The 22720-nt window shown below is 49.9% G+C and carries 23 protein-coding genes; 9 read left to right on the top strand and 14 right to left on the bottom strand.

The window, feature by feature from the left end; genetic code table 11:
• Positions 1–73: 73 nt before the first annotated feature.
• Complete coding sequence (adhE, locus tag GW591_RS08080; RefSeq protein WP_013575948.1) at positions 74–2743, bottom strand: bifunctional acetaldehyde-CoA/alcohol dehydrogenase; 2670 nt, start codon at positions 2741–2743, stop codon at positions 74–76.
• Positions 2744–3278: 535 nt separating this feature from the next.
• On the opposite strand from adhE, the gene GW591_RS08075 reads away from it, so the two are divergent.
• The 6 genes from GW591_RS08075 to oppF all read left to right on the top strand — a co-directional run bounded on the left by GW591_RS08075 (position 3279) and on the right by oppF (position 10841).
• Positions 3279–3923, top strand: coding sequence for a YchE family NAAT transporter (locus GW591_RS08075; protein ID WP_013575947.1), 645 nt, complete (start codon positions 3279–3281; stop codon positions 3921–3923).
• A 1174-nt stretch (positions 3924–5097) separates the two neighbouring features.
• Positions 5098–6738 carry an oligopeptide ABC transporter substrate-binding protein OppA gene (gene oppA / locus GW591_RS08070; protein ID WP_013575946.1) on the top strand — a complete coding sequence of 547 codons (1641 nt, stop codon included), beginning with the start codon at positions 5098–5100 and terminating at the stop codon, positions 6736–6738.
• A gap of 187 nt (positions 6739–6925) precedes the next feature.
• Complete coding sequence (oppB, locus tag GW591_RS08065) at positions 6926–7846, top strand: oligopeptide ABC transporter permease OppB (protein WP_013575945.1); 921 nt, start codon at positions 6926–6928, stop codon at positions 7844–7846.
• A 15-nt stretch (positions 7847–7861) separates the two neighbouring features.
• Entirely contained in the window at positions 7862–8770 is a 909-nt protein-coding gene (gene oppC, locus GW591_RS08060) for an oligopeptide ABC transporter permease OppC (RefSeq protein WP_013575944.1), read from the top strand.
• A gap of 11 nt (positions 8771–8781) precedes the next feature.
• Positions 8782–9807, top strand: coding sequence for an ABC transporter ATP-binding protein (gene oppD / locus GW591_RS08055; RefSeq protein WP_153376529.1), 1026 nt, complete (start codon positions 8782–8784; stop codon positions 9805–9807).
• 29 nt (positions 9808–9836) lie between these two features.
• Positions 9837–10841, top strand: coding sequence for a murein tripeptide/oligopeptide ABC transporter ATP binding protein OppF (oppF, locus tag GW591_RS08050; protein ID WP_015690069.1), 1005 nt, complete (start codon positions 9837–9839; stop codon positions 10839–10841).
• A gap of 135 nt (positions 10842–10976) precedes the next feature.
• Here the strand turns inward: oppF and GW591_RS08045 are convergent, their stop codons facing one another.
• Both GW591_RS08045 and cls read right to left on the bottom strand, forming a co-directional pair.
• On the bottom strand, positions 10977–11300 hold the full coding sequence (locus GW591_RS08045) for an HI1450 family dsDNA-mimic protein (RefSeq protein ID WP_013575941.1): 324 nt from the start codon (positions 11298–11300) through the stop codon (positions 10977–10979).
• 80 nt (positions 11301–11380) lie between these two features.
• Complete coding sequence (gene cls, locus GW591_RS08040; RefSeq protein WP_013575940.1) at positions 11381–12841, bottom strand: cardiolipin synthase; 1461 nt, start codon at positions 12839–12841, stop codon at positions 11381–11383.
• A 297-nt stretch (positions 12842–13138) separates the two neighbouring features.
• On the opposite strand from cls, the gene GW591_RS08035 reads away from it, so the two are divergent.
• The gene (locus GW591_RS08035; protein ID WP_037034487.1) at positions 13139–13321 is read left to right on the top strand and encodes a YciY family protein; all 183 of its coding nucleotides are present in this window, start codon (positions 13139–13141) and stop codon (positions 13319–13321) included.
• Here GW591_RS08035 and GW591_RS08030 read toward each other — a convergent pair whose 3' ends face one another.
• The 3 genes from GW591_RS08030 to GW591_RS08020 form a co-directional block, all read right to left on the bottom strand.
• A complete protein-coding gene (locus GW591_RS08030) occupies positions 13322–13483 on the bottom strand; it encodes a YnfU family zinc-binding protein (RefSeq protein WP_013575939.1) in 162 nt (53 codons plus the stop codon). It lies immediately after the preceding gene.
• Between the two features lie 116 nt (positions 13484–13599).
• A complete protein-coding gene (locus tag GW591_RS08025) occupies positions 13600–13890 on the bottom strand; it encodes a TFIIB-type zinc ribbon-containing protein (protein WP_013575938.1) in 291 nt (96 codons plus the stop codon).
• Positions 13891–14053: 163 nt separating this feature from the next.
• Positions 14054–14350, bottom strand: coding sequence for a YciI family protein (locus GW591_RS08020; protein ID WP_037034485.1), 297 nt, complete (start codon positions 14348–14350; stop codon positions 14054–14056).
• A 213-nt stretch (positions 14351–14563) separates the two neighbouring features.
• Here GW591_RS08020 and GW591_RS08015 point away from each other — a divergent pair, with 213 nt between their 5' ends.
• Positions 14564–15289 carry an energy transducer TonB gene (locus tag GW591_RS08015; RefSeq protein ID WP_112198629.1) on the top strand — a complete coding sequence of 242 codons (726 nt, stop codon included), beginning with the start codon at positions 14564–14566 and terminating at the stop codon, positions 15287–15289.
• A gap of 101 nt (positions 15290–15390) precedes the next feature.
• On the opposite strand, the gene yciA is transcribed toward GW591_RS08015, so the two are convergent.
• The 4 genes from yciA to GW591_RS07995 form a co-directional block, all read right to left on the bottom strand.
• Positions 15391–15831 (bottom strand): acyl-CoA thioester hydrolase YciA, encoded by a 441-nt coding sequence (gene yciA, locus GW591_RS08010; protein ID WP_013575935.1) that lies wholly within the window; start codon positions 15829–15831, stop codon positions 15391–15393.
• A gap of 73 nt (positions 15832–15904) precedes the next feature.
• Positions 15905–16444 carry a septation protein A gene (locus GW591_RS08005; protein WP_013575934.1) on the bottom strand — a complete coding sequence of 180 codons (540 nt, stop codon included), beginning with the start codon at positions 16442–16444 and terminating at the stop codon, positions 15905–15907.
• Between the two features lie 99 nt (positions 16445–16543).
• Complete coding sequence (locus tag GW591_RS08000; protein WP_013575933.1) at positions 16544–17299, bottom strand: YciC family protein; 756 nt, start codon at positions 17297–17299, stop codon at positions 16544–16546.
• 113 nt (positions 17300–17412) lie between these two features.
• Positions 17413–17790 (bottom strand): YkgJ family cysteine cluster protein, encoded by a 378-nt coding sequence (locus tag GW591_RS07995; protein ID WP_126124961.1) that lies wholly within the window; start codon positions 17788–17790, stop codon positions 17413–17415.
• A gap of 291 nt (positions 17791–18081) precedes the next feature.
• Between GW591_RS07995 and ompW the strand changes: the two genes are divergently transcribed.
• Positions 18082–18714 carry an outer membrane protein OmpW gene (gene ompW / locus GW591_RS07990; protein ID WP_013575931.1) on the top strand — a complete coding sequence of 211 codons (633 nt, stop codon included), beginning with the start codon at positions 18082–18084 and terminating at the stop codon, positions 18712–18714.
• Positions 18715–18784: 70 nt separating this feature from the next.
• Here ompW and GW591_RS07985 read toward each other — a convergent pair whose 3' ends face one another.
• From GW591_RS07985 to trpCF, 4 genes are all read right to left on the bottom strand, one after another.
• Positions 18785–19099 (bottom strand): BON domain-containing protein, encoded by a 315-nt coding sequence (locus GW591_RS07985; protein WP_013575930.1) that lies wholly within the window; start codon positions 19097–19099, stop codon positions 18785–18787.
• Between the two features lie 215 nt (positions 19100–19314).
• Positions 19315–20121: a tryptophan synthase subunit alpha gene (gene trpA, locus GW591_RS07980; RefSeq protein WP_121019216.1), complete on the bottom strand. Its 807-nt coding sequence runs from the start codon at positions 20119–20121 to the stop codon at positions 19315–19317.
• Positions 20121–21311, bottom strand: coding sequence for a tryptophan synthase subunit beta (gene trpB / locus GW591_RS07975; RefSeq protein ID WP_121019217.1), 1191 nt, complete (start codon positions 21309–21311; stop codon positions 20121–20123). Before trpB ends, trpA begins: the two co-directional genes overlap by 1 nt.
• Before the next feature lie 44 nt (positions 21312–21355).
• Positions 21356–22720, bottom strand: a complete 1365-nt coding sequence (gene trpCF / locus GW591_RS07970; RefSeq protein ID WP_121019218.1) for a bifunctional indole-3-glycerol-phosphate synthase TrpC/phosphoribosylanthranilate isomerase TrpF — start codon at positions 22718–22720, stop codon at positions 21356–21358.

Below are 22720 nucleotides of genomic sequence, written 5' to 3'. Positions count from 1 at the left end.
TGATAAATCGCGAATTCGGACCATAAAAAAACCCGCCTTTCAGCGGGTTTTTTACTATCAGTATCTCAGCAGATTATTTTTTGCTGGTTTTCTTTTCAGCTTTTGGCGCAGGAGCAGCAACTTCTTCTGCTACGTCTTCACTGTATTCACGGCCGTAGTAAGTATCCATCAGAATCTGTTTCAATTCGGCGATCAGCGGGTAACGTGGGTTAGCACCGGTACACTGGTCATCAAACGCATCTTCAGACAGTTTATCTACTTTAGCCAGGAAGTCAGCTTCCTGAACGCCAGCTTCACGAATAGAGGTTGGGATACCTAGTTCAGCTTTGATTTCATCCAACCAGGTCAGCAGTTTCTGGATTTTCTGTGCAGTACGGTCACCAGGAGCGCCCAGACCTAAATGGTCTGCAATTTCTGCGTAACGACGACGCGCTTGCGGACGGTCATACTGACTGAAAGCCGTCTGTTTCGTTGGGTTATCGTTGGCGTTATAACGGATAACGTTTGAAATCAGCATGGCGTTAGCCAGACCGTGCGGAATGTGGAACTCTGAACCCAGTTTGTGGGCCATTGAGTGACAAACCCCAAGGAAGGCGTTAGCAAACGCGATACCCGCGATAGTCGCCGCATTGTGAACACGTTCACGGGCAACCGGGTTTTTAGCGCCATCTTTGTAGCTGGCTGGCAGGTTTTCTTTCAGCAGTTTCAGTGCCTGCAGAGCCTGACCGTCGGAGTATTCGTTCGCCAGTACAGAAACATAAGCTTCCAGTGCGTGAGTGACGGCATCCAGACCACCGAAGGCACACAGTGATTTCGGCATGTTCATGACAAGATTGGCGTCAACGATAGCCATGTCAGGTGTCAGAGCATAGTCAGCCAGTGGGTATTTCTGGCCAGTCGCATCGTCAGTAACAACGGCAAATGGTGTAACTTCTGAACCAGTACCGGAAGTGGTCGTGACGGCGATCATTTTCGCTTTTACGCCCATTTTCGGGAATTTGTAGATACGTTTACGGATATCCATAAAACGCAGCGCCAAATCTTCGAACTGAGTATTCGGGTGTTCATACAGAACCCACATAATCTTCGCAGCATCCATTGGTGAACCACCACCCAGCGCGATGATAACGTCTGGTTTGAAGGAGTTCATCTGCTCAGCACCTTTACGAACAATGCTCAGCGTCGGGTCAGCTTCAACTTCGAAGAATACTTCAGTTTCAATACCATGACCTTTCAGAACGCTGGTGATCTGATCGGCATAGCCGTTATTGAACAGGAAGCGGTCAGTTACGATGAAGGCGCGTTTTGCTCCATCAGTCGCCACTTCTTCCAGTGCGATTGGCAGTGAGCCACGACGGAAGTAGATAGATTTAGGAAGTTTATGCCACAACATGTTTTCTGCTCGCTTCGCTACAGTTTTCTTGTTGATCAAGTGTTTAGGACCGACGTTTTCAGAGATGGAGTTACCACCCCAGGAACCGCAACCCAGCGTCAGAGACGGAGCAAGTTTGAAGTTGTACAGGTCACCGATACCACCCTGTGAAGCCGGGGTGTTGATCAGAATACGTGCGGTTTTCATTTTGTTGCCAAAATAATTCACACGTTCTGGTTGGTTGTCCTGGTCTGTATACAGGCAAGAGGTATGGCCGATACCGCCCATTTCTACCAGTTTCTCTGCTTTAGCGACGGCGTCTTCGAAATTCTTAGCGCGGTACATAGCGAGGGTAGGGGACAGTTTTTCATGCGCAAACGGTTCAGATTCGTCAACAATGGTGACTTCACCGATGAGCACTTTAGTATTCGCAGGCACTTTAATGCCAGCCATTTCAGCAATTTTCACTGCTGGCTGACCTACGATAGCGGCGTTGAGGCCGCCATTTTTCAGAATGATATCTGAAACGGCTTTGAGTTCTTTACCCTGCAGCATGTAGCCGCCGTGAGAAGCGAAACGTTCACGGACTGCATTATAAGCTGAATCAACCACGATGATGGACTGCTCAGAGGCACAGATGACACCGTTATCGAAGGTTTTAGACATCAGGACGGAAGCAACAACACGTTTGATATCTGCGGTTTCATCAACAACGACTGGTGTATTACCTGCACCCACGCCGATTGCTGGTTTACCGGAGCTATAAGCTGCTTTAACCATGCCCGGACCACCTGTTGCCAGAATCAGGTTCAGATCCGGGTGGTGCATCAGTTGGTTGGAAAGCTCTACGCTTGGTTCATCAATCCAGCCAATGATATCTTTTGGCGCGCCGGCAGCGATGGCCGCTTGCAGAACGATATCCGCAGCTTTGTTCGTTGCATTCTTGGCACGTGGATGTGGAGAGAAGATAATACCGTTACGGGTTTTCAGGCTGATAAGCGCCTTGAAAATTGCAGTAGAAGTTGGGTTGGTAGTCGGGACGATACCGCAAATCAGACCAATTGGCTCAGCGATAGTGATGGTACCGAAGGTGTCATCCTGGCCCAGGATGCCACAAGTTTTTTCATCTTTGTAAGCATTGTAAATGTATTCAGAAGCGAAGTGGTTTTTGATCACTTTGTCTTCAACAATACCCATTCCGGATTCTTCAACAGCCAGTTTTGCCAGCAGAATTCGAGAATCGGCAGCAGCCAGGGCGGCGGCAGCGAAAATCTTATCGACTTGTTCTTGACTGAAGTTGGCATATTCGCGCTGTGCCTTCTTGACCCGAGCAACGAGTGCGTTTAGTTCAGCGACATTTGTTACAGCCATAATGCTCTCCTGATAAAGTTAAACTCTTTTAGTAAATAATCCGCCAAAGACTAGTATAGACCTGCTATCAGTCACCGTGAGAAACTAATTAAATCTAAGATTCTCAATGTGTTGTCTTTGTCTCTTTATTTGCTCAAAGAGCTTTCAGTTGTGAAGCACCGGGTAAAGCAGATGACGTTAAATAAATCACCTTCATCACTGGACGTTTTATCTTTCATGTAACGCTGAGTGACTATGTACTGAGATTACCTATTTGTAGGCAGCGTCAATTTGATCTGGATCACTAAATACTGATGCTGACACCTTTCAGCAACTTGATATTGAGAATGGTTATCAAATTCTCCCTTGGATAATACAGTTTTGTATCTAAAGTTATCAATAAAAAATCTGTTTTTTAACAAAAGTTGTATTCACTGCCTTTGTTCGGAAATCTGGTGATAAAAACTATGAAACGACGTGGCGCCTTTACGGGGATTCCAGTACATTAGCGCCCATCAAAACCTTCATCTACTGGCATAGTTATGCGGAGTTCTGCGTGAGCCAATCTTTATTAGATTTTTCAGGGTATATCAAGTTTTTCGTCGGGCTGTTTGCGCTGGTCAACCCTGTGGGGATCTTGCCAGTCTTCATCAGCATGACAAGCTATCAGGCGGCAGCGGGGCGTAATAAAACCAATATGACGGCAAACCTGTCGGTTGCCATTATATTGTCGACTGCACTTTTCCTGGGCGATGCCATTTTACATCTGTTTGGTATATCGATTGATTCATTCCGAATTGCGGGTGGGATCCTGGTGGTCACCATTGCGATGTCTATGATCAGCGGGAAACTGGGCGAGGACAAACAGAACAAGCAGGAAAAATCAGAAACAGCGATACGTGAAAATGTCGGGGTGGTTCCGCTTGCGCTACCTCTGATGGCCGGACCGGGCGCAATCAGTTCAACGATTGTATGGAGTTCACGCTATCACAGTTGGCCGAATCTGCTGGGACTGACACTTGCGATTATCTTCTTTGCATTTTGTTGCTGGTTACTGTTCAGAGCGGCACCATTGCTGGTGCGATTACTGGGGCAAACCGGGATTAACGTGATTACGCGTATCATGGGGCTTTTGCTGATGTCTCTGGGTATCGAATTTATTGTGACAGGGATTAAAGCTATTTTCCCTGGCCTGCTCTAACCTGCTGGTCACTGAATTATCACGGAAACACGGGTGGGTTTTCGTGATAATTATTACCTTTCCTTATAATGCGATGCATTAATATAGTGCAGCTAATGACTTAATTAAGCGCGTTTGCACCTAAATGTGGCGTAAAGCCACGTCTCATTCTTCTTTTCGAACCAAGTCTTCATTTCTTCTAATAAACTTAGCGAATTTTTAGCTAAATACGCATCTTTACTGCCCGTTTTGACGCTAATTTATCCACATCATTCTGTAAGGCTTGTGCATGCTGTATCGAGATGTTATTAGTGTTAACACCGCAGTTAACAGGTGTTTATCCTTGAAAACATCTTAATGTTAACGGATTGTGTCAGGCGAGTTCTTATGCAATCAGTGACGTTAATTTTGCGCTAAAAATTATCGTAAAAATGCCAATAAACAATGAGTTAACCAAGGTTTCCAAATGTTTCCTTGTGGGTGGCTCATCGGGCTTGTAACCAGTAAAAGAGAATTGCGTAACAAATTTGCAAAATTTATTGGCGCCTGTATCAGGCTTCTGATAATTTTCAAATCGCCTTCAAAAATGGAATTTTGTTAAGCGGGATGCTCTGAGTGAGAACGAATCTTGCTAGAGACAGAAAGATTGAAGCCATTTTATTTGTTTTTGGAGAGTATCGTGTCGCAATGCGTACCACAAAATTATCCTCATCCGCTTTCTGCGAAAAGAAAGCCGGGCATTGTGCTGGCGACATTACATAGTCTTTTGTTGAGTCTGCCGGTTCAGCAAAACAAACCTTCATCTCTTCTTCTCATTAATTGAATTCAGGCGCTTAACTGCGAAGGGCTTTCTATCGCCGTGAGGCGAATAAGAAAATAATATTGTTAAGGTTAGGAATAACAGTATGTGATTACCTGGTGTGACGCAGAACCTTGTTTTGTTGTGCACGGGGTAAATCAAATGGGGTGGGATCATCCTTAACGATCCCGGAAACAACATGGCGAACAACAGCCTGACGTTTCCAACGTTATTGAGTAATACATGCAGTAATAGGGGACAGCCATCTGCGGGTGGTAACTACATGGGGGCCTTTCTTGAGCAATTCGTTCCTGCTTTTGAAACCCATTGACCCAGCAAGGGTTTATCTTGCACCCGGGCGTGCAAGTTCATAATAAAAACTGGAGTTGAATAAAAATGACCAACATCACAAAAAAAAATCTGCTCGCTGCCTGCATTCTGGCTGCAGTAGGATCTGTTTCAATCAATAATGCATTCGCAGCCAACGTGCCAGCAGGCGTGACTCTGGCCGCCAAACAAGAGCTGGTGCGCAACAACGGTTCTGAAGTTCAGTCTCTCGACCCGCATAAAGTCGAAGGCGTGCCGGAATCTAACGTTATCCGTGATTTGCTGGAAGGTCTGGTAAATACCGATAGCAAAGACGGCAGCGTCATTCCTGGTGTAGCCACCAGTTGGGAAAACAAAGATTTTAAAGTCTGGACCTTCCACCTGCGCCCGGAAGCTAAATGGTCTAACGGCGACCCTGTAACAGCCGAAGATTTTGTCTACAGCTGGCAGCGTCTGGCGGATCCGAAAACTGCGTCTCCGTATGAAAGCTATCTGCAATACGGTCATATCGAAAACATTGACGACATCATCAGCGGTAAGAAAAGCCCTGATACTCTGGGTGTGAAAGCGCTTGACGACCATACCCTGCAAGTCACTCTGACCGAACCTGTTCCCTATTTCGTCAAAATGCTGTCTCACACCGCGATGAAGCCGGTAAACAAAAGTGTTGTTGAGAAATTTGGCGACAAATGGACTCAACCAGAAAACTACGTGAGCAACGGTGCATACAAACTGAAAACCTGGACCGTTAACGAACGCATTGTTCTGGAGCGTAGCCCGACTTACTGGGATAACGCGAAAACCGTTATTAATCAGGTCACTTACCTGCCAATCTCCTCTGAAGTGACTGACGTTAACCGCTACCGTAGCGGCGAAATCGACATGACTTATAACAACATGCCGATCGAACTGTTCCAGAAACTGAAAAAAGAAATCCCGACCGAAGTCCACGTTGACCCGTACCTGTGCACTTATTACTACGAAATCAATAACCAGAAAGCACCATTCACTGATTCACGCGTTCGTGAAGCGCTGAAACTGGGCCTGGATCGCGACATCATCGTGAACAAAGTAAAAGCGCAGGGCGATTTGCCAGCTTATGGCTATACCCCTCCTTACACTGATGGTGCAAAACTGACGCCTCCGGCCTGGTTTAAAGAGACTCAGGAACAGCGTAACGAGCAGGCTAAAAAACTGCTGGCTGAAGCGGGTTATACCCCAGCTAAACCACTGACTTTCGACCTGCTGTACAACACGTCTGATCTGCACAAAAAACTGGCTATCGCCGCTGCCGCTATCTGGAAGAAAAACCTGGGTGTTGACGTGAAACTCGTTAACCAGGAGTGGAAAACCTTCCTGGACAGCCGTCATCAGGGCAACTTCGATATCGCCCGTGCTGGCTGGTGCTCCGATTACAACGAACCTTCTTCCTTCCTGAACACTATGCTGTCTGACAGCAGCAACAACACGGCTCACTATAAGAGCCCTGCGTTTGATAAAGACATCGCGGACACGCTGACCGCGAAAACTGACGAAGAACGCGCAGCGCTGTATCAGAAAGCTGAAACCCAGCTCGATAAAGATTCTGCGATTGTGCCTGTCTATTACTACGTGAACGCGCGTCTGGTGAAACCATACGTTGGTGGTTACACCGGTAAAGATCCACAGGACAACGTCTACGTTAAAGACTTATACATCATCAAACACTAATTAATCAGTGTCAGAGCAAGGCATCCCCGAGCTGCCTTGCTCCTTCTTTATTGATGAAGGTAATGTTTTTAGTGCCGGTTTTCGGTGCTGAAGCAAAGAGCCACCACGGCGGCTATCACCCGATAGTCGTCGTGACCAAGCCAAAACTATCAAGCTGTAGTGACAGGCTTAGAAACAGGTACGGGCAATGTTAAAGTTTATTTTACGCCGCTGTCTGGAAGCGATTCCGACGCTATTCATTCTGATCACCATTTCGTTTTTTATGATGCGTCTTGCACCTGGCAGCCCTTTTACGGGTGAGCGTAATCTTCCGCCAGAAGTGATGGCGAACATTGAGGCGAAATATCACCTCAATGACCCAATGTATAAGCAATATTTCCATTATTTAGAACAACTGGCGAAAGGCGATTTTGGCCCGTCGTTCAAATATAAGGACTACACCGTTAATGATCTGGTTGCGGCTTCTTTCCCGGTTTCAGCGAAACTGGGTCTGGCGGCATTTATCATGGCGATTGTGTTTGGAGTCAGTGCGGGCGTTATCGCAGCACTCAACCAGAACACGAAATGGGATTACACGGTGATGGGCGTTGCGATGACGGGGGTGGTCATACCCAGTTTCGTGGTTGCGCCGTTACTGGTGCTGATATTTGCCATCACGCTTAAATGGTTGCCTGGCGGCGGCTGGAATGGCGGTGGTGCCAAATATATGATCCTGCCGATGGTGGCACTGTCACTGGCTTATATCGCCAGTATTGCGCGTATCACCCGCGGTTCAATGATCGAAATTCTGCATTCCAACTTCATCCGTACAGCTCGCGCCAAAGGGTTGCCGCTGCGTCGCATCATTTTGCGCCACGCGCTTAAACCTGCACTGCTGCCGGTATTGTCATACATGGGACCGGCCTTCGTTGGGATCATCACCGGTTCGATGGTCATCGAGAGCATTTTCGGATTGCCGGGCATTGGCCAGCTGTTTGTTAACGGTGCATTAAACCGTGACTACTCACTGGTCTTGAGCCTGACCATTTTAGTGGGCGCATTGACCATATTATTCAATGCGATCGTCGACGTGCTTTATGCCGTCATCGACCCGAAAATCCGTTATTAATGCCGGAGTACGTCAATGATGTTAAGTAAGAAAAATAGCGACGTCGTGGAAAACTTCAGCGAAAAACTCGAAGTTGAAGGCCGCAGTCTGTGGCAGGATGCACGACGTCGTTTTATGCACAACCGTGCGGCGGTCACCAGCCTGATCGTGCTGGCATTTATCGCGCTATTCGTGGCGTTTGCGCCGATGTTATCCCAGTTTTCCTACGATGATACCGACTGGAATATGATGTCAGCGGCACCTGATTTTGCTTCTCACCACTATTTCGGCACTGACTCTTCAGGCCGTGATTTGCTGGTACGTGTGGCGATCGGCGGACGTATTTCCCTGATGGTCGGTGTAGCGGCAGCGTTAGTGGCCGTTATTCTCGGTACGCTTTACGGGTCGTTGTCCGGTTATCTGGGCGGTAAAATTGACTCCGCAATGATGCGTCTGCTGGAAATTCTCAACTCCTTCCCGTTCATGTTCTTCGTTATTCTGCTGGTGACCTTCTTCGGGCAAAACATCCTGCTGATATTCGTGGCGATCGGGATGGTGTCCTGGCTGGACATGGCGCGTATCGTGCGTGGACAGACTCTCAGCCTCAAGCGTAAAGAATTCATCGAAGCGGCGCTGGTGAGTGGTGTGAGCACGCGCAATATTGTCCTGCGTCACATTGTTCCCAATGTGCTGGGCGTTGTCGTGGTCTACGCATCGCTGCTGGTGCCGAGCATGATTTTGTTTGAATCCTTCCTGAGCTTCCTGGGATTGGGTACACAGGAACCACTGAGCAGTTGGGGCGCGTTGTTAAGCGATGGCGCCAACTCGATGGAAGTTTCACCTTGGTTACTGCTGTTCCCGGCAGGCTTCCTGGTTGTAACTCTGTTTTGTTTCAATTTTATCGGCGATGGCTTGCGTGATGCCCTCGACCCGAAAGATCGTTAAGGAGTGCAATCATGAGCACCATTGAACATTCCACATTTGCAGCCCCCGCCGCGGTTGACGGCAAAGTTCCGCCAATCTTACTTGATGTTCAGGATTTGCGCGTCACGTTCGAGACTCCGGACGGTGACGTTACCGCAGTGAACGATCTGAATTTCGATCTGCGTGCTGGCGAAACGCTGGGCATTGTGGGCGAATCCGGTTCTGGCAAATCACAAACCGCCTTTGCTCTGATGGGATTACTGGCCAGTAATGGCCGCATCGGCGGTTCGGCGAAATTTAATGGCCGCGAAATCCTCAATCTGCCACAACAACAGCTCAATAAGCTGCGCGCAGAACAGATTTCGATGATCTTCCAGGATCCGATGACCTCTCTCAACCCGTACATGCGCGTGGGTGAACAGTTGATGGAAGTCCTGATCCTGCATAAAAAAATGAGTAAGCGCGAAGCGTTTGAAGAATCCGTACGCATGCTGGACGCGGTGAAAATGCCGGAAGCCCGCAAGCGTATGAAAATGTTCCCACATGAATTCTCCGGTGGTATGCGCCAGCGTGTGATGATTGCAATGGCGTTGCTGTGCCGCCCTAAATTGCTGATTGCCGATGAGCCGACCACGGCGCTGGACGTGACCGTTCAGGCGCAAATCATGACATTACTGAATGAACTGAAATCAGAGTTCAACACAGCAATCATTATGATTACGCATGACCTTGGCGTGGTGGCCGGTATCTGCGACAAAGTGCTGGTGATGTACGCCGGGCGAACCATGGAATATGGCCGTGCACGCGATGTGTTTTATGAACCTTGTCATCCTTATTCCATCGGCCTGCTCAATGCGGTTCCTCGTCTTGATGCCGAAGGTGGCGCGATGATGACTATTCCGGGCAACCCGCCAAACTTGCTGCGCCTGCCAAAAGGTTGTCCGTTCCAGCCGCGCTGTCCGCATGCGATGGATATCTGCTCCTCGGCACCGCCGCTGGAGCGTTTCGGGGATGGCCGTTTGCGTGCATGCTTTAAGCCGCTGGAGGAGCTGGTATGACAGACAACACAATCATGAACAGTGCGGCAATGAACACCCACGCGCCAGAGAAAAAAGTTCTGCTCGAAGTGGCTGATCTGAAAGTCCATTTCGACATCAAAGACGGTAAACAATGGTTCTGGCAGCCCTCGAAAACCCTGAAAGCCGTCGACGGCGTGACCCTGCGTCTTTATGAAGGGGAAACGCTGGGCGTAGTGGGGGAATCTGGTTGTGGTAAATCGACCTTTGCCCGTGCGCTGATCGGGTTGGTGAAAGCCACTGACGGTCGTGTCGCATGGCTGGGCAAAGATCTGCTGAATATGTCGGACAGCGAGTGGCGCCACACGCGCAGTGATATCCAGATGATTTTCCAGGATCCGCTGGCGTCCCTGAACCCGCGTATGACCATTGGTGAAATCATTGCCGAGCCGCTGAAAACCTATAATCCGAAGATGCCTCGTCTTGAGGTGAAGGAAAAAGTGAAGGCAATGATGTTAAAGGTCGGGCTGCTGCCTAACCTGATTAACCGTTACCCGCACGAATTCTCCGGTGGTCAGTGTCAGCGTATTGGCATCGCGCGCGCACTCATCCTGGAACCGAAACTGATTATCTGTGATGAGCCAGTCTCTGCACTGGATGTGTCCATCCAGGCGCAGGTGGTTAACCTGCTTCAGCAGTTGCAGCGTGAAATGGGCTTGTCGCTGATTTTCATCGCGCACGATCTGGCGGTGGTAAAGCACATCTCTGACCGTGTTCTGGTGATGTATCTTGGTCATGCCGTCGAGCTGGGGACTTATGATGAGGTGTACAACAATCCTCAGCATCCGTATACCCGTGCCCTGATGTCTGCGGTGCCGGTTCCTGATCCGGACAAAGAGCGCAACAAAGTCATTCAGTTGCTGGAAGGGGAGTTACCTTCGCCAATTAATCCGCCGTCAGGTTGCGTGTTCCGTACCCGCTGCCCGATCGCCGGACCAGAATGTGCGATAACCCGTCCGTTGCTGGAAGGCAGCTTCCGCCACGCGGTATCCTGTCTGAAAGTCGATCCGCTCTGATAAATATTCTCAGACGGAAAGCATAAAAAAACCTGCCAATGGCAGGTTTTTCTTTTCTGTTAACCGCCCCCCTAAATCATTCGAGTTGCATGAAAGCAGCCAACACAGAGCCAGTCTGAAGGACGACGGAGAAGATTATTCTTTCCAGAGGATATGGCACAGCTTGTGATCTTTCTCGCGACACAGCAGAACACGGGCGAAAATATCATTGATAGGCTGGTCTTCAGCGTCAGCCAGGCCAATCACCACTTCAGCAAAGAAGTCCGGATTTAAGTCGAAATCCACGTGCTCAACCCAGTCTTCAGCCGGGTCATATAATTCAGCGCCGCCACGTTCTTCAAATTGCAGATTGAAGATCAGGATGTCCGCCGGATCAAGGTTATCTCCGGCCAGTTCCAGAAAGATGTCGTAGGCTTGTTCAAGCGTTTCGTCTTCGGTCAGGCGATTATTCAGGTCCATATCATTCTCGTTTACAGATGAGTGTATTCAGGCTGGTTCAGGCCGGTACTGTGTGTATTACATCATGCCCGACGTGGCTTTTACAGCAGCGGACTGAAAAAGTAGAACAATCGTTCGACGATGCGGTGCCAGAAAGGACGTTTAAGCCAGGCTTCGACATCCAGCAAATGCGAGCGGGCAATATAATCTTCCTGCACGCGGCCCAAATCATCGCCAAATCCGGCGTCATCAATGACCAGTGTTATCTCAAAATTGAGCCACAGACTGCGCATATCCAGATTCACCGTGCCGACCAGACTGAGCTGGCCGTCGACCAGAATACTTTTGGTATGCAGCAGGCCGTCTTCGAACTGGTAAATTTTGACACCGGCTTCCAGCAATTCGCCAAAGAACGCCTTACTTGCCCAGTTCACCATCATCGAATCGTTCTTCATCGGCAGAATGATACTGACATCCACTCCGCGCTGCGCCGCTGTGCAAATGGCATGCAGCAGATCGTCGCTTGGCACGAGATACGGTGTCGTCATCACCAGTTGTTCGCGTGCAGAATAGGTCGCGGTCAGCAGAGCCTGATGAATCATATCTTCAGGGAAGCCAGGGCCGGAAGCGATCACCTGAATGGTATGGCCGCTTTCCTGCTCGAACGGCATCTGGTTGAGATCCGGTTCCGGCGGTAAAATCCGTTTGCCGGTTTCAATCTCCCAGTCGCAGGAATACACGATACCCATTGTGGTGGCGACAGGGCCTTCCATGCGCGCCATCAAGTCCACCCACTGACCGACGCCAGCATCCTGTTTGAAGAAACGCGGATCGACCATATTCATGCTGCCGGTATAGGCGACATAGTTGTCGATCAGTACGACTTTACGGTGCTGACGCAGGTCCATCCGGCGCAGGAACACACGGAACAGATTCACCTGCAACGCTTCAACGACTTCGATACCCGCGTTGCGCATCATGGCCGGGTAAGGGCTGCGGAAAAAGGCCACGCTGCCAGCGGAATCCAGCATCAGACGGCAATGAATGCCACGGCGAGAGGCCGCCATCAGGGATTCTGCAACCTGATCAACCAGACCGCCCGGTTGCCAGATATAAAACACCATTTCGATGTTACTGCGTGCCAGTCCGATATCACGCATCATCGCGTGCAGCACGTCATCGCTGGTGGTCAGCAGTTGCAACTGATTACCTTTTACACCGGCAATGCCCTGACGGCGCTCGCAAAGCTGGAAAAGTGAGGCGGCAATTTCACTGTTCTCAGTGGCAAAAATACGCTTACAGTCTTTGAGATCATTGAGCCAGCGGGCGGTGGAGGGCCACATGGCTTTTGCCCGTTCCGCACGGCGTTTGCCTAAGTGCAGTTCCCCAAACGACAGATAGGCAATAATACCGACCAGCGGAATGATGTAGATGATCAGCAGCCATGCCATTGCGGACGGAACTGCCCGGCGCTTCATCAGAATGCGCAGGGTGACACCGGCAATCAGTAACCAGTAACCGAAAACCAGAAGACCGCTGATTACCGTATAAAATGTTGTCATAAAGGCGAAAAGTCCTGTTCGCAAGCCATCGGCATGAGTGTACGTGAAAGGGGAAACCTTTTAACTAACTTTATCCTGCTAATCAATCAGCTACCTCTGTAATCTGTATCAGATTAATAAAAGAGTCATCGCCCTGACATCAAGGTTAGCTGATAACGTGGAGGAAGGGGGAAAACAAGACTTGGATCACAACGTCATCGGCCTATAATGTCCCGCAGTTTTTCCGCTCAAGACACTTTCTGTAAAAGAAGCGCTTTCGTTAAAGAAGCAGCCACGGGCATTACGGGACACAAGTGAATGAAACACAGTAGAAATGAAGTCGGCCGGTGGCGGATGTTACGCCAGACCCAGCGCCGGAGAAGCCGCTGGCTGGAAGGGCAGTCAAGACGCTACCGCCATATTTACCGTATTCGTCAAATCCATCATCAGCAGCACCAGCGCCTTTCATTGTATGCCGTGAACTACGAATGGAATTCCTGATTAACGGGATTTAGGCTGAAAAAGCGCGCCACATTTTTTGCAGACCAGCGTGGCGTTTTTGCGCACTTTCGAGCTCATCTGTTCTGAAACATAACCGCATTCCGGGCAGGTGACCTTCGTGGTCGTGCTGGTTAGAAACTTCAGTCCGTCGAAGAATGACATAATGCTTACCTCATGGGTAGGGGTAAGCATTCTAACACAGAAGCGATGAATGCAATGTGACGGCATTCGGGGAATCACGCCATGAGGTGTGATGTCATGGCGCGTGAGGGGTGAAATCAGTCGAAAAGCTCTGAAAGGAAGCTCTTCTTTTTATAGGGCTTTTGGGACGGGTAATGGCCGCGGTTGTCATAATTGCCTTGCGGCCGGTGATCGTCTCGACGGTCACGTTCCTCATAGCGTGCAGTTGCAGGGCGTTCTGCGGCCTGTAATGTGGCAGATTTCTCGATGATTTTATCCAGCTCACCGCGATCCAGCCATACTCCGCGACAGTCAGGACAATAATCGATTTCAATGCCCTGACGTTCGGACATCACTAACTGACTTTCTTTGCATACCGGACATTGCATATCAGGTTCTCCGCTCGACTGTTAAAGAAAAAAGGCGCAGGTAACTGTTTGAGTAACCGGATATTTAGACAATCAACTGACGTAAGCAAAAGTAAAGTTGATTAAAGAGAAGGCGGGAAGGCACAGGGAATAGCGGGCAGCCCGAAAAACTGCCCATAAAACATCAGAATACGCGTTTGAACGGTTTGACAGTCACGGCTTTATACACGCCAGCTTTAACGTACGGATCGGCATCTGCCCACACTCTGGCGTCTTCCAGTGTTTCGAATTCGACAATCAGCACGGATCCGGTCATGCCGGCGGCGCCCGGATCTTCGCTGTCAATGGACGGGGTCGGACCTGCAATCAGTACGCGGCCTTGTTCATGCAATTTTTTCAGGCGTTCGATGTGAGCAGGGCGGGCAGCAGCACGTTTCTCCAGCGAGTCGGAAACATCTTCAGAATAAATAACGTAAAGCATGAGTCACCTTTAATGGGGTTTTAGTGAGCGTTTTTTGGCAGCCAGAGGCTGCCTGACTATTTTACAGAATTAACATAGCTAAACCTGAAGTCCGGGGAAAGCGCTTTGCGTAGGATCAAAACAAGGGTTATTTGAGAATAGTTGTCATCTCGGTGTTGAATATGATTGCTATTTACATTTAAACTTGCGGCTTCACGGGGAAAATGAATCATTATGCCGCTAAAAAAGTTTAGATTTATCCGCAAGGTGACGGTGCCGGTTTTGCTTGCTGTTAGTTTACATGTCGCAGTCATTGCGGGCGTGTTGTATATGACGGTGGGCGAGTCAATCAAATTGCCAAGTCAGGATCAGAAGGTGATGAGTGTAACGATGGTCAATCCGGCCGACTTTGCACCCCCGCCGCCACAACCTGAACCGACACCGCCAGCACCTGAGCCGGAACCGGAAGTCGTGCCGGAGCCACCGCCGCCGCCTGAAGCCGTTGTGATTCCGGAGCCCCCAAAACCTAAGCCAAAACCGGTGAAAAAGCCGGTCGTTAAACCGAAGGTGAAACCCGTTGAACGTCCCGTCGAAAAACCGGCGCAAACGGTACAAACTGCCCCGGTAACCAGCAACCAGCCGGTCACTAAACCCGTGAGTCAGCCTCCGGCGTCTACCAATGCGCAGAGCAATACCGGTCCGCGGCCGCTGCAGCGTGGCGAACCTGCTTATCCGGCGCGAGCACTGGCCTTACGTATCGAAGGGCGGGTTCGTGTACAGTTTGATGTGGACAGCGATGGTCGTGTGCAAAACGTACGTGTTCTGTCAGCTGAGCCGCGCAATATGTTTGAGCGGGAAGTGAAACAGGCGATGAGCAAATGGCGCTATGAACCGAAGGCTGCCAGCAATCTCGTGGTGAACCTGGTGTTCAGGATTAAAGGCGGTTCTGCTGTCGAATAAGCCAGGACAGGTCATCACCAGTGATTTCAACGCAAAAAAAGGTCGCCATGAAGGCGACCTTTTTACTTTCAGTCTTTTACTTCCCATCATACAGAACCGGCTTAGTCCTGAGAGACACCGTCGGAATCGACGCTGAAATTACTGCGACCGTCAGGCAGCTGGCGCGATTTCCCTTCATCATCCACAGCAACATACGTAAACACCGCTTCAGTGGCTCTGTAACGCTGTCCGATGGGCTCAGAAGAGACTTTCTTCACCCACACTTCCACGTTGATGGTGATCGAGCTGTTACCGGTACGAATACAGCGTGCGTAGCAGCACACCACATCCCCGACAGCCACGGGTTTAAGAAACGTCATGCCGTCAACGCGTACGGTCACTACGCGACCTTTGGCGATTTCTTTCGCCTGAATCGCCCCGCCCATATCCATCTGCGACATCAGCCATCCGCCAAAGATGTCGCCATTCGCATTGGTGTCAGCTGGCATCGCCAGCGTACGCAACACCATTTCGCCATTGGGTAAGCTATGTTTTTCGTTCATACGATAGGCTTCACACAGTTCAACAATTTGAAAAAGTAAGGCCTTTCAAAGAAAGGCCCGTGCAGAAGAATGCTTATTTTTTTTCGTCATCCGGCATATGCCGGTAAATATAGACGCCACTCAGCAGGGTGAATACCAGCGTCAGTGCGGTCAGGCCAAATACCTTGAAGTTAACCCAGATATTCTGCGGTAACCAAAAGGCCACATAGATATTGGCCAGTCCGCACAGCAGGAAAAAGATGGCCCAGCTGACGTTCAGTTTATTCCATACGTGATCCGGCAATGTCAGCTCTTTACCCAACATACGCTGGATTAACGGCTTTTTCAGAACCAGCTGGCTGATCAGTAATGCACCGGAGAACAGCATATAAATAACTGTCACTTTCCATTTAATGAATTCGTCGTTATGGAAAACCAGTGTCAGGGTGCCGAAAACAGCGACCATCGCGAAGGTGATTAACGTCATCTTCTCGATTTTGCGATACAGAATCCAGGTAATCACTAACGCTAACGCGGTGGCCGCAATTAACGCGCCTGATGCGACAAAAATATCGTAAAGCTTATAAACCACAAAAAAGACAATCAGGGGAAGAAAATCGAGGAGCTGCTTCATACTTCATTCCATGTTTTATGTATGGGATGACTATACCGGAATCATTTCGCGGACAAAAGAAAAGGGCGCCGGAGCGCCCCTGAAAAAGTTATGTCTATATTATGCATGTAATTTCATGTAAAGACGGAACAGATAAATCAGCATAAAGGCGCTGATCAGGTTGCTCACTGCGCCGAGGATCACTGCACCAATCATCGGATTCAGCGCACTCAGTACGCCAACAAACAGCATCAGCACCACCTGCGCCACAATCCACAGCATCACGGCCGGGGCGACCAGACGCACATTGCTGAAGGCCAGGCGGGTGCTCAGGCGCATTGCTTTGAACACGCCGGCATTCTCTTTACAGGAAATAACCGGTGACATTGACCAGGCAATCGCAATCAGGAATGCCGGAACAAACAGCAGCGCCAGACCGATACGGAACATGATGCTGTAAATAAACAGCAAAATGGCCAGACGTGGCAACACCGGCAATGACGCACTCAAAATTTGCGTAATACTGGCGCGAACGCCCTGAGAAATCAGTTGGATCAACGTCAGAACGCCGCCGACCAGAATAACGTTTCCGGCGAGCGTTGACAGCAGAGCGGCCAGGCTGTAACGGAAAATCGCGCTTTGCTGCTCCGGAGTAATCTGCTGCTCAATATATCCCATCATATCGCCGACGCTCATGCCGGTCATGTTACTCATCAGTTGCCCGATGGCCTCGACCTGCTCAGATGAAGGACTTAAAACCCAGCTTAATATGACGGTGATTAATGCGGCCAGAACCGAGAGCGCCAAAACGCTACTCATCTGATTACGCATAAAATTATAACTGTCACGGTACAACGTACTGGCCGTGATAGACATGGACGCTCCTTGGCAAAAAGCAAAAATCAATAAGGCGGGGATTGTACCCTTTAAATACCCTCCGCCGATAGTTTTGCGCTGATTTCCTGTCAGACCCGTCGATCAATCTCTGCTTAAACGCAACTGAGGTGGCTGAGATCAATCGTCGGTAAATTTACATCCAGAGGGGGCAGGCCATACTTCGCACGGGCACGATCGCAGGCGACATTGCCGATGCCATTCAACCCTGACTGATCGAATTCGCGGCACGGTGTCGGACGGTTGAGATAAACAGAACAGGAAACCGCATGTCCCACTTCACCCTCCAGGGCAACACAGCGCGGCGTTTTACTGTTCGTGCCTTGCATGCAACTCAGAAAAGGGGTGACTTGCTCTGTCAGTGCCTGCGGAACACAGCCGCCAGCCTCTTCAGATTCAGCCCAATAAAATGAAACGCGGAAATAAGCGCAGCATGCGCCACAGGTCATACAAGGATTGTTAATTTCGCCCATCTTGGAAGTTACCGACTCCTTACGGCACCAAACCAAAACTAACTATGAGTATGCAAATTACGCAGCACCATTTTTTTTAGCAACTGAAATATCACCTGTTAACAAAACAACAAAATCTCCTCATTTTTGATGCAGATCAATTCCTTTGTTTTTATAGATTTAGATCGCTTTGCGGAAGATGCATTTTCTTACTTTTTGTTTTAAAGATGTGATCCCGCATTGATCAAACCATACCAAAGAGTAGGTATCATTCGCGCGGTTGATAACTAATCCACACAAAGGGAAGGGACAATGAAAGCAGCATATTGGGCATTAGTGGCAGCAGCGGCATTTCCGGCAGTCTCGAGCGCACATCAGGCAGGGGATGTGATTTTTCGCGTAGGGACAGCCACGGTTCGTCCGACAGAAGGCTCGGACAACGTGCTGGGTCTGGGTTCATTTAATATCAATAACAACACGCAGATGGGATTAACCCTCGGTTACATGTTCACTGACAATATCGGGATGGAGTTGCTGGCAGCCACACCGTTCCAGCACAAAGTCGGTCTGCAAAGTACCGGGACTATCGCAGAAGTGAAACAATTACCGCCGTCTCTGATGGCGCAGTATTACTTTGGTGACCGTCAGGACAAATTGCGTCCGTACCTCGGAGTGGGTATCAACTACACCACATTTTATGACGCGGATTTCAACCAGACCGGGCGTGATGCCGGGCTGTCTGATTTAAGCGTCAAAGATTCCTGGGGTGTGGCAACGCAGGCTGGTCTGGATTACAACCTGGACGATAACTGGTTAATTAACATGTCTGTCTGGTGGATGGATATTGATACGGAAGTCAAATTCAAAGCTGGTGGTGAGCAGCAAAACATCAACACCCGGATCGACCCATGGGTCTTTATGTTTGGCGCCGGCTATCGTTTCTGATTTCCGGAAAGACGGTCCAAAAAAGAGGCGCTTCGGCGCCTCTTAGATTTTCAGTTTGCTACATTCCTGATTATTTCAGTCGCATATCATTCTCAATTGAACGCACACCGGCTACGCCGCGAGTCACTTCAACTGCACGGTTTGCATCTGCTGTTGACGTCACAAAACCACTCAACTGTACGCGGCCTTTAAAGGTCTCGACACTGATCTCAGTGGATTTAATACTCTTATCTGCCAGCAGGGCAGATTTTACTTTTGTGGTGACGACGGTGTCATCGATGTAACCACCGGTTCCTTCTGATTTTTTGGTCGGCGCACAAGCGGCAACAGCCAGGACCACAACCGCTGCCATGCAGAATGCGGACAATGTTTTGAATAGCTTCATAAAATAACTCTCCATGATTTGTTATAAAACCAAAAGAAACAACATGTTAGCTGAGCAGATGATATCTCTCTCATACAGTATCATTGATCTGCAGAGTAATTTTAGTTTGGATTATTGAAATGGGTAATACAAATTAAGCGGGGTAAAAAAAAGTAAGAAATTAAAAGAAACAGAACCTTAGTCACTGTATGACTGAGGTTCTGTCTGAGAGAGGGTTAAGCGCGGGTCGCGGCCTTCATTTCACTGACAAAGCGGGAAAGCTGAGCCAGCATTTCAGAAGGCTGATGCTGATTGTTTTCGATGATACGCACCGTCGCTGAACCGGAAATAGCACCGGCTGCGCCTGCGGCCAGCGTTTCTTTCACCTGTGACGGTTCGGAAATACCAAAGCCCTGCAAGGGTGGCGCGGCATTGTATTCACGTAACTTATCAACCAAGTGATTCAGCGGCGTCAGCGCGCGTTTTTCAGTGCCTGTCACGCCTGCACGTGACAGCAAGTAAGTGTATCCGCGGCCATGAGACGAAATCTCACGCAGCAAATCGTCAGAGGCATTTGGCGGACAGATGAAGATAGGAGCGATGCCGTGGCGTAACGCGGCCGCACGGAATGGCGCAGATTCTTCAAACGGCACATCGGCAACCAGCACCGAATCGACGCCCACTTCAGCGCAACGCTGATAGAAGGTTTCAATACCATTGTGGAACACCAGGTTGGCATACATCAGCAGGCCAATCGGAATATCCGGATGCTTTTCGCGAATACGGGCCAGCATGTTGAAGCATTGCGTTGGCGTCACACCCGCAGCAAAAGCACGCAGGTTTGCATTCTGAATGGTCGGGCCATCGGCCAGAGGATCGGAGAACGGTACACCCAGTTCCAGTGCGTCGGCACCGGCTTCAATCAGCGTATCGATGATTGACAGTGACATCTCAACGCCCGGATCGCCCAGCGTGACGAAAGGAACAAATGCGCCTTCTTTTTTGCTTTCCAGACGCTTGAATAATTGCTGATAACGTTCCATTAAATCTCTCCCCGGGCAGTCAGGATGTCGTGTACGGTGAAAATGTCTTTGTCGCCGCGACCTGACAAATTCACGACCAGGATTTGTTCTTTCTCTGGCGTTTCCTTGATCAGTTTCAACGCATAAGCCAGCGCATGTGAGGATTCCAGCGCCGGAATAATCCCTTCATGGCGGGACAATTCTTTAAAGGCATCCAGCGCTTCATCATCGGTAATCGACACATATTCTGCACGGCCAATGCTGTTGAGAAAGGCGTGTTGCGGGCCGACGGACGGGAAATCCAGACCGGCTGAAATCGAGTAGGATTCTTCAATCTGACCCTCAGACGTCTGCATCATTGGCGCTTTCATGCCGAAATAAATGCCGACGTGACCGTGTTTAAGCGGCGCGCCGTGTTGTCCGGTTTCGATACCCAGACCACCCGGTTCAACCCCAATCAGTTTCACGCTGGTGTCGTCGATGAAATCTGCAAACATGCCAATGGCATTGGAACCGCCACCGACGCAGGCAATCACCGCATCCGGCAGACAGCCTTCGCGTTCCTGCATCTGGGATTTGGTTTCTTCGCCGATCATGCGCTGGAATTCGCGCACGATAGTCGGATACGGATGCGGGCCTGCTGCGGTGCCCAGCATGTAGTGTGCTGTTTCATAGCTGCCTGACCAGTCACGCAGTGCCTCATTACAGGCATCTTTCAGCGTGGATGAACCGCTGTGTACCGGGATCACTTCCGCACCCATCAGGCGCATACGGAACACGTTTGGCGACTGACGCTCAATGTCTTTGGCACCCATATAAATGCGGCATTTCAGACCGAGCAGGGCGCAGGCCAGAGCCGATGCCACACCGTGCTGGCCGGCACCGGTTTCAGCAATGATTTCTGTTTTGCCCATGCGTTTTGCCAGCAATGCCTGACCCAACACCTGGTTAGTCTTATGTGCGCCGCCGTGCAGCAAATCTTCACGCTTAAGATACAGCTTGGTTTTAGTACCGGCGGTGAGGTTTTTGCACAGTGTCAGCGCCGTCGGGCGACCTGCGTAGTTTTTCAGCAAATCAATGAATTCGGCCTGAAACTCAGGGTCGCGCTGTGCGCTGACAAAAGCTTCTTCCAGCTGAGCCAGCGCAGGCATCAGAATTTGCGGGACATACTGGCCGCCAAATTCGCCAAAGTAGGGATTAAGTAAAGTCATGTTATCGCGTCCTGTCTGTCAATTTTTGCGTCATTGCGTGCGGCTTAATACGCCCGCAATGTCTGGAATACGGCATTAATTTTCCCGGCATCTTTGATGCCCGGCTCGCTTTCAACACCTGAGTTGAAATCCAGGCCTGCGCAACCGAGTTGTGCGGCTTCGACGCAGTTATCTGCGCTCAGTCCACCGGCGAGCAAGGTATTGCTCAAATCCTGACCGGCCAGTTTGCTCCAGTCGAACCGGTGACCCGTGCCCCCTTTGCCGTTGTCCAGGACGTAACGATCCACGTGATTCAGGTCGCGCGCTGGCAATGTTTCTTTGACGCTCAGCGCTTTCCAGATCTGAACCGTTTGCGGCAAGGCTGTGCGCAGGGCATCGATATAAACCTGATCTTCGTCGCCATGAAGCTGCACGGCGGTCAGGTTTAATGTCTGAGCCGTCTGGGCCACTGTGGTGATTTCTTCATCGCGGAACACGCCGACATACTTCAGCGGTGCGCCGTTCTGCACTTCTTTCGCCTGCGTCTGTGTCACGAAACGCGGTGAGGCTTCAACAAAAATCAGCCCGCCATAAATAGCACCAGCTTCGTGCGCGGCTTTGGCATCCTGAGCGCGGGTCAGGCCACAGACCTTGTTTTCACCGAGCAGCACGCGACGAACGGCACTGCTCAGGTCTTGTTCCGACATCAGCGCACTGCCGATCAGGAAGCCATTGGCGAAGCGGCTCAGTTCACGGATTTGTCCGTAAGTATTAATACCTGATTCACTGATGACCGTGACGCCATGCGGTACGCGCGGTGCCAGCTCACGGGTGCGGTTCAGGTCGATAGACAAATCGCGCAAATCGCGGTTATTGATACCGACGACTTTGGCTTTCAGTTTAACGGCGCGATCCAGTTCTTCTTCATTACTGGCCTCCGTCAGCACCCCCATGTTAAGGCTGTGAGCAACCGCGGCGAGCTGAACGTACTGATCGTCATCGAGCACTGACAGCATCAGCAAAATCGCATCAGCCTGATAGAAACGGGCCAGATGGATCTGATACGGGTCGATAATAAAATCTTTGCACAGCACAGGCTGTGTGACGGTTTTGCTCACCAGCGGCAGAAAATCAAAACTGCCCTGGAAGTATTTTTCGTCGGTTAATACTGAAATGGCGGAAGCATGGTCTTTATAAACACTGGCGATTTCTACCGGATCGAAGTTTTCGCGGATCTTCCCTTTCGACGGAGAGGCTTGTTTACACTCCAGAATAAAAGCCGTTCTTGCCCCTTGCAGGGCATGGTAGAAACTGCGCTGGCTCTGAGTTATGTCGTTCTGAAAGCTGGCCAGCGGTTGCTGATCTTTACGTGCCGCGACCCAAATTTCTTTATCGCGAACAATTTTGTGGAGCACGGTTTCCTGCTGCAT

This window comes from Rahnella aceris (genome assembly GCF_011684115.1).
GTDB lineage: Bacteria > Pseudomonadota > Gammaproteobacteria > Enterobacterales > Enterobacteriaceae > Rahnella > Rahnella aceris.
The sequence above is the reverse complement of the archived record's forward strand: the minus strand, read 5'-3'. Positions and strand labels throughout refer to the sequence as shown.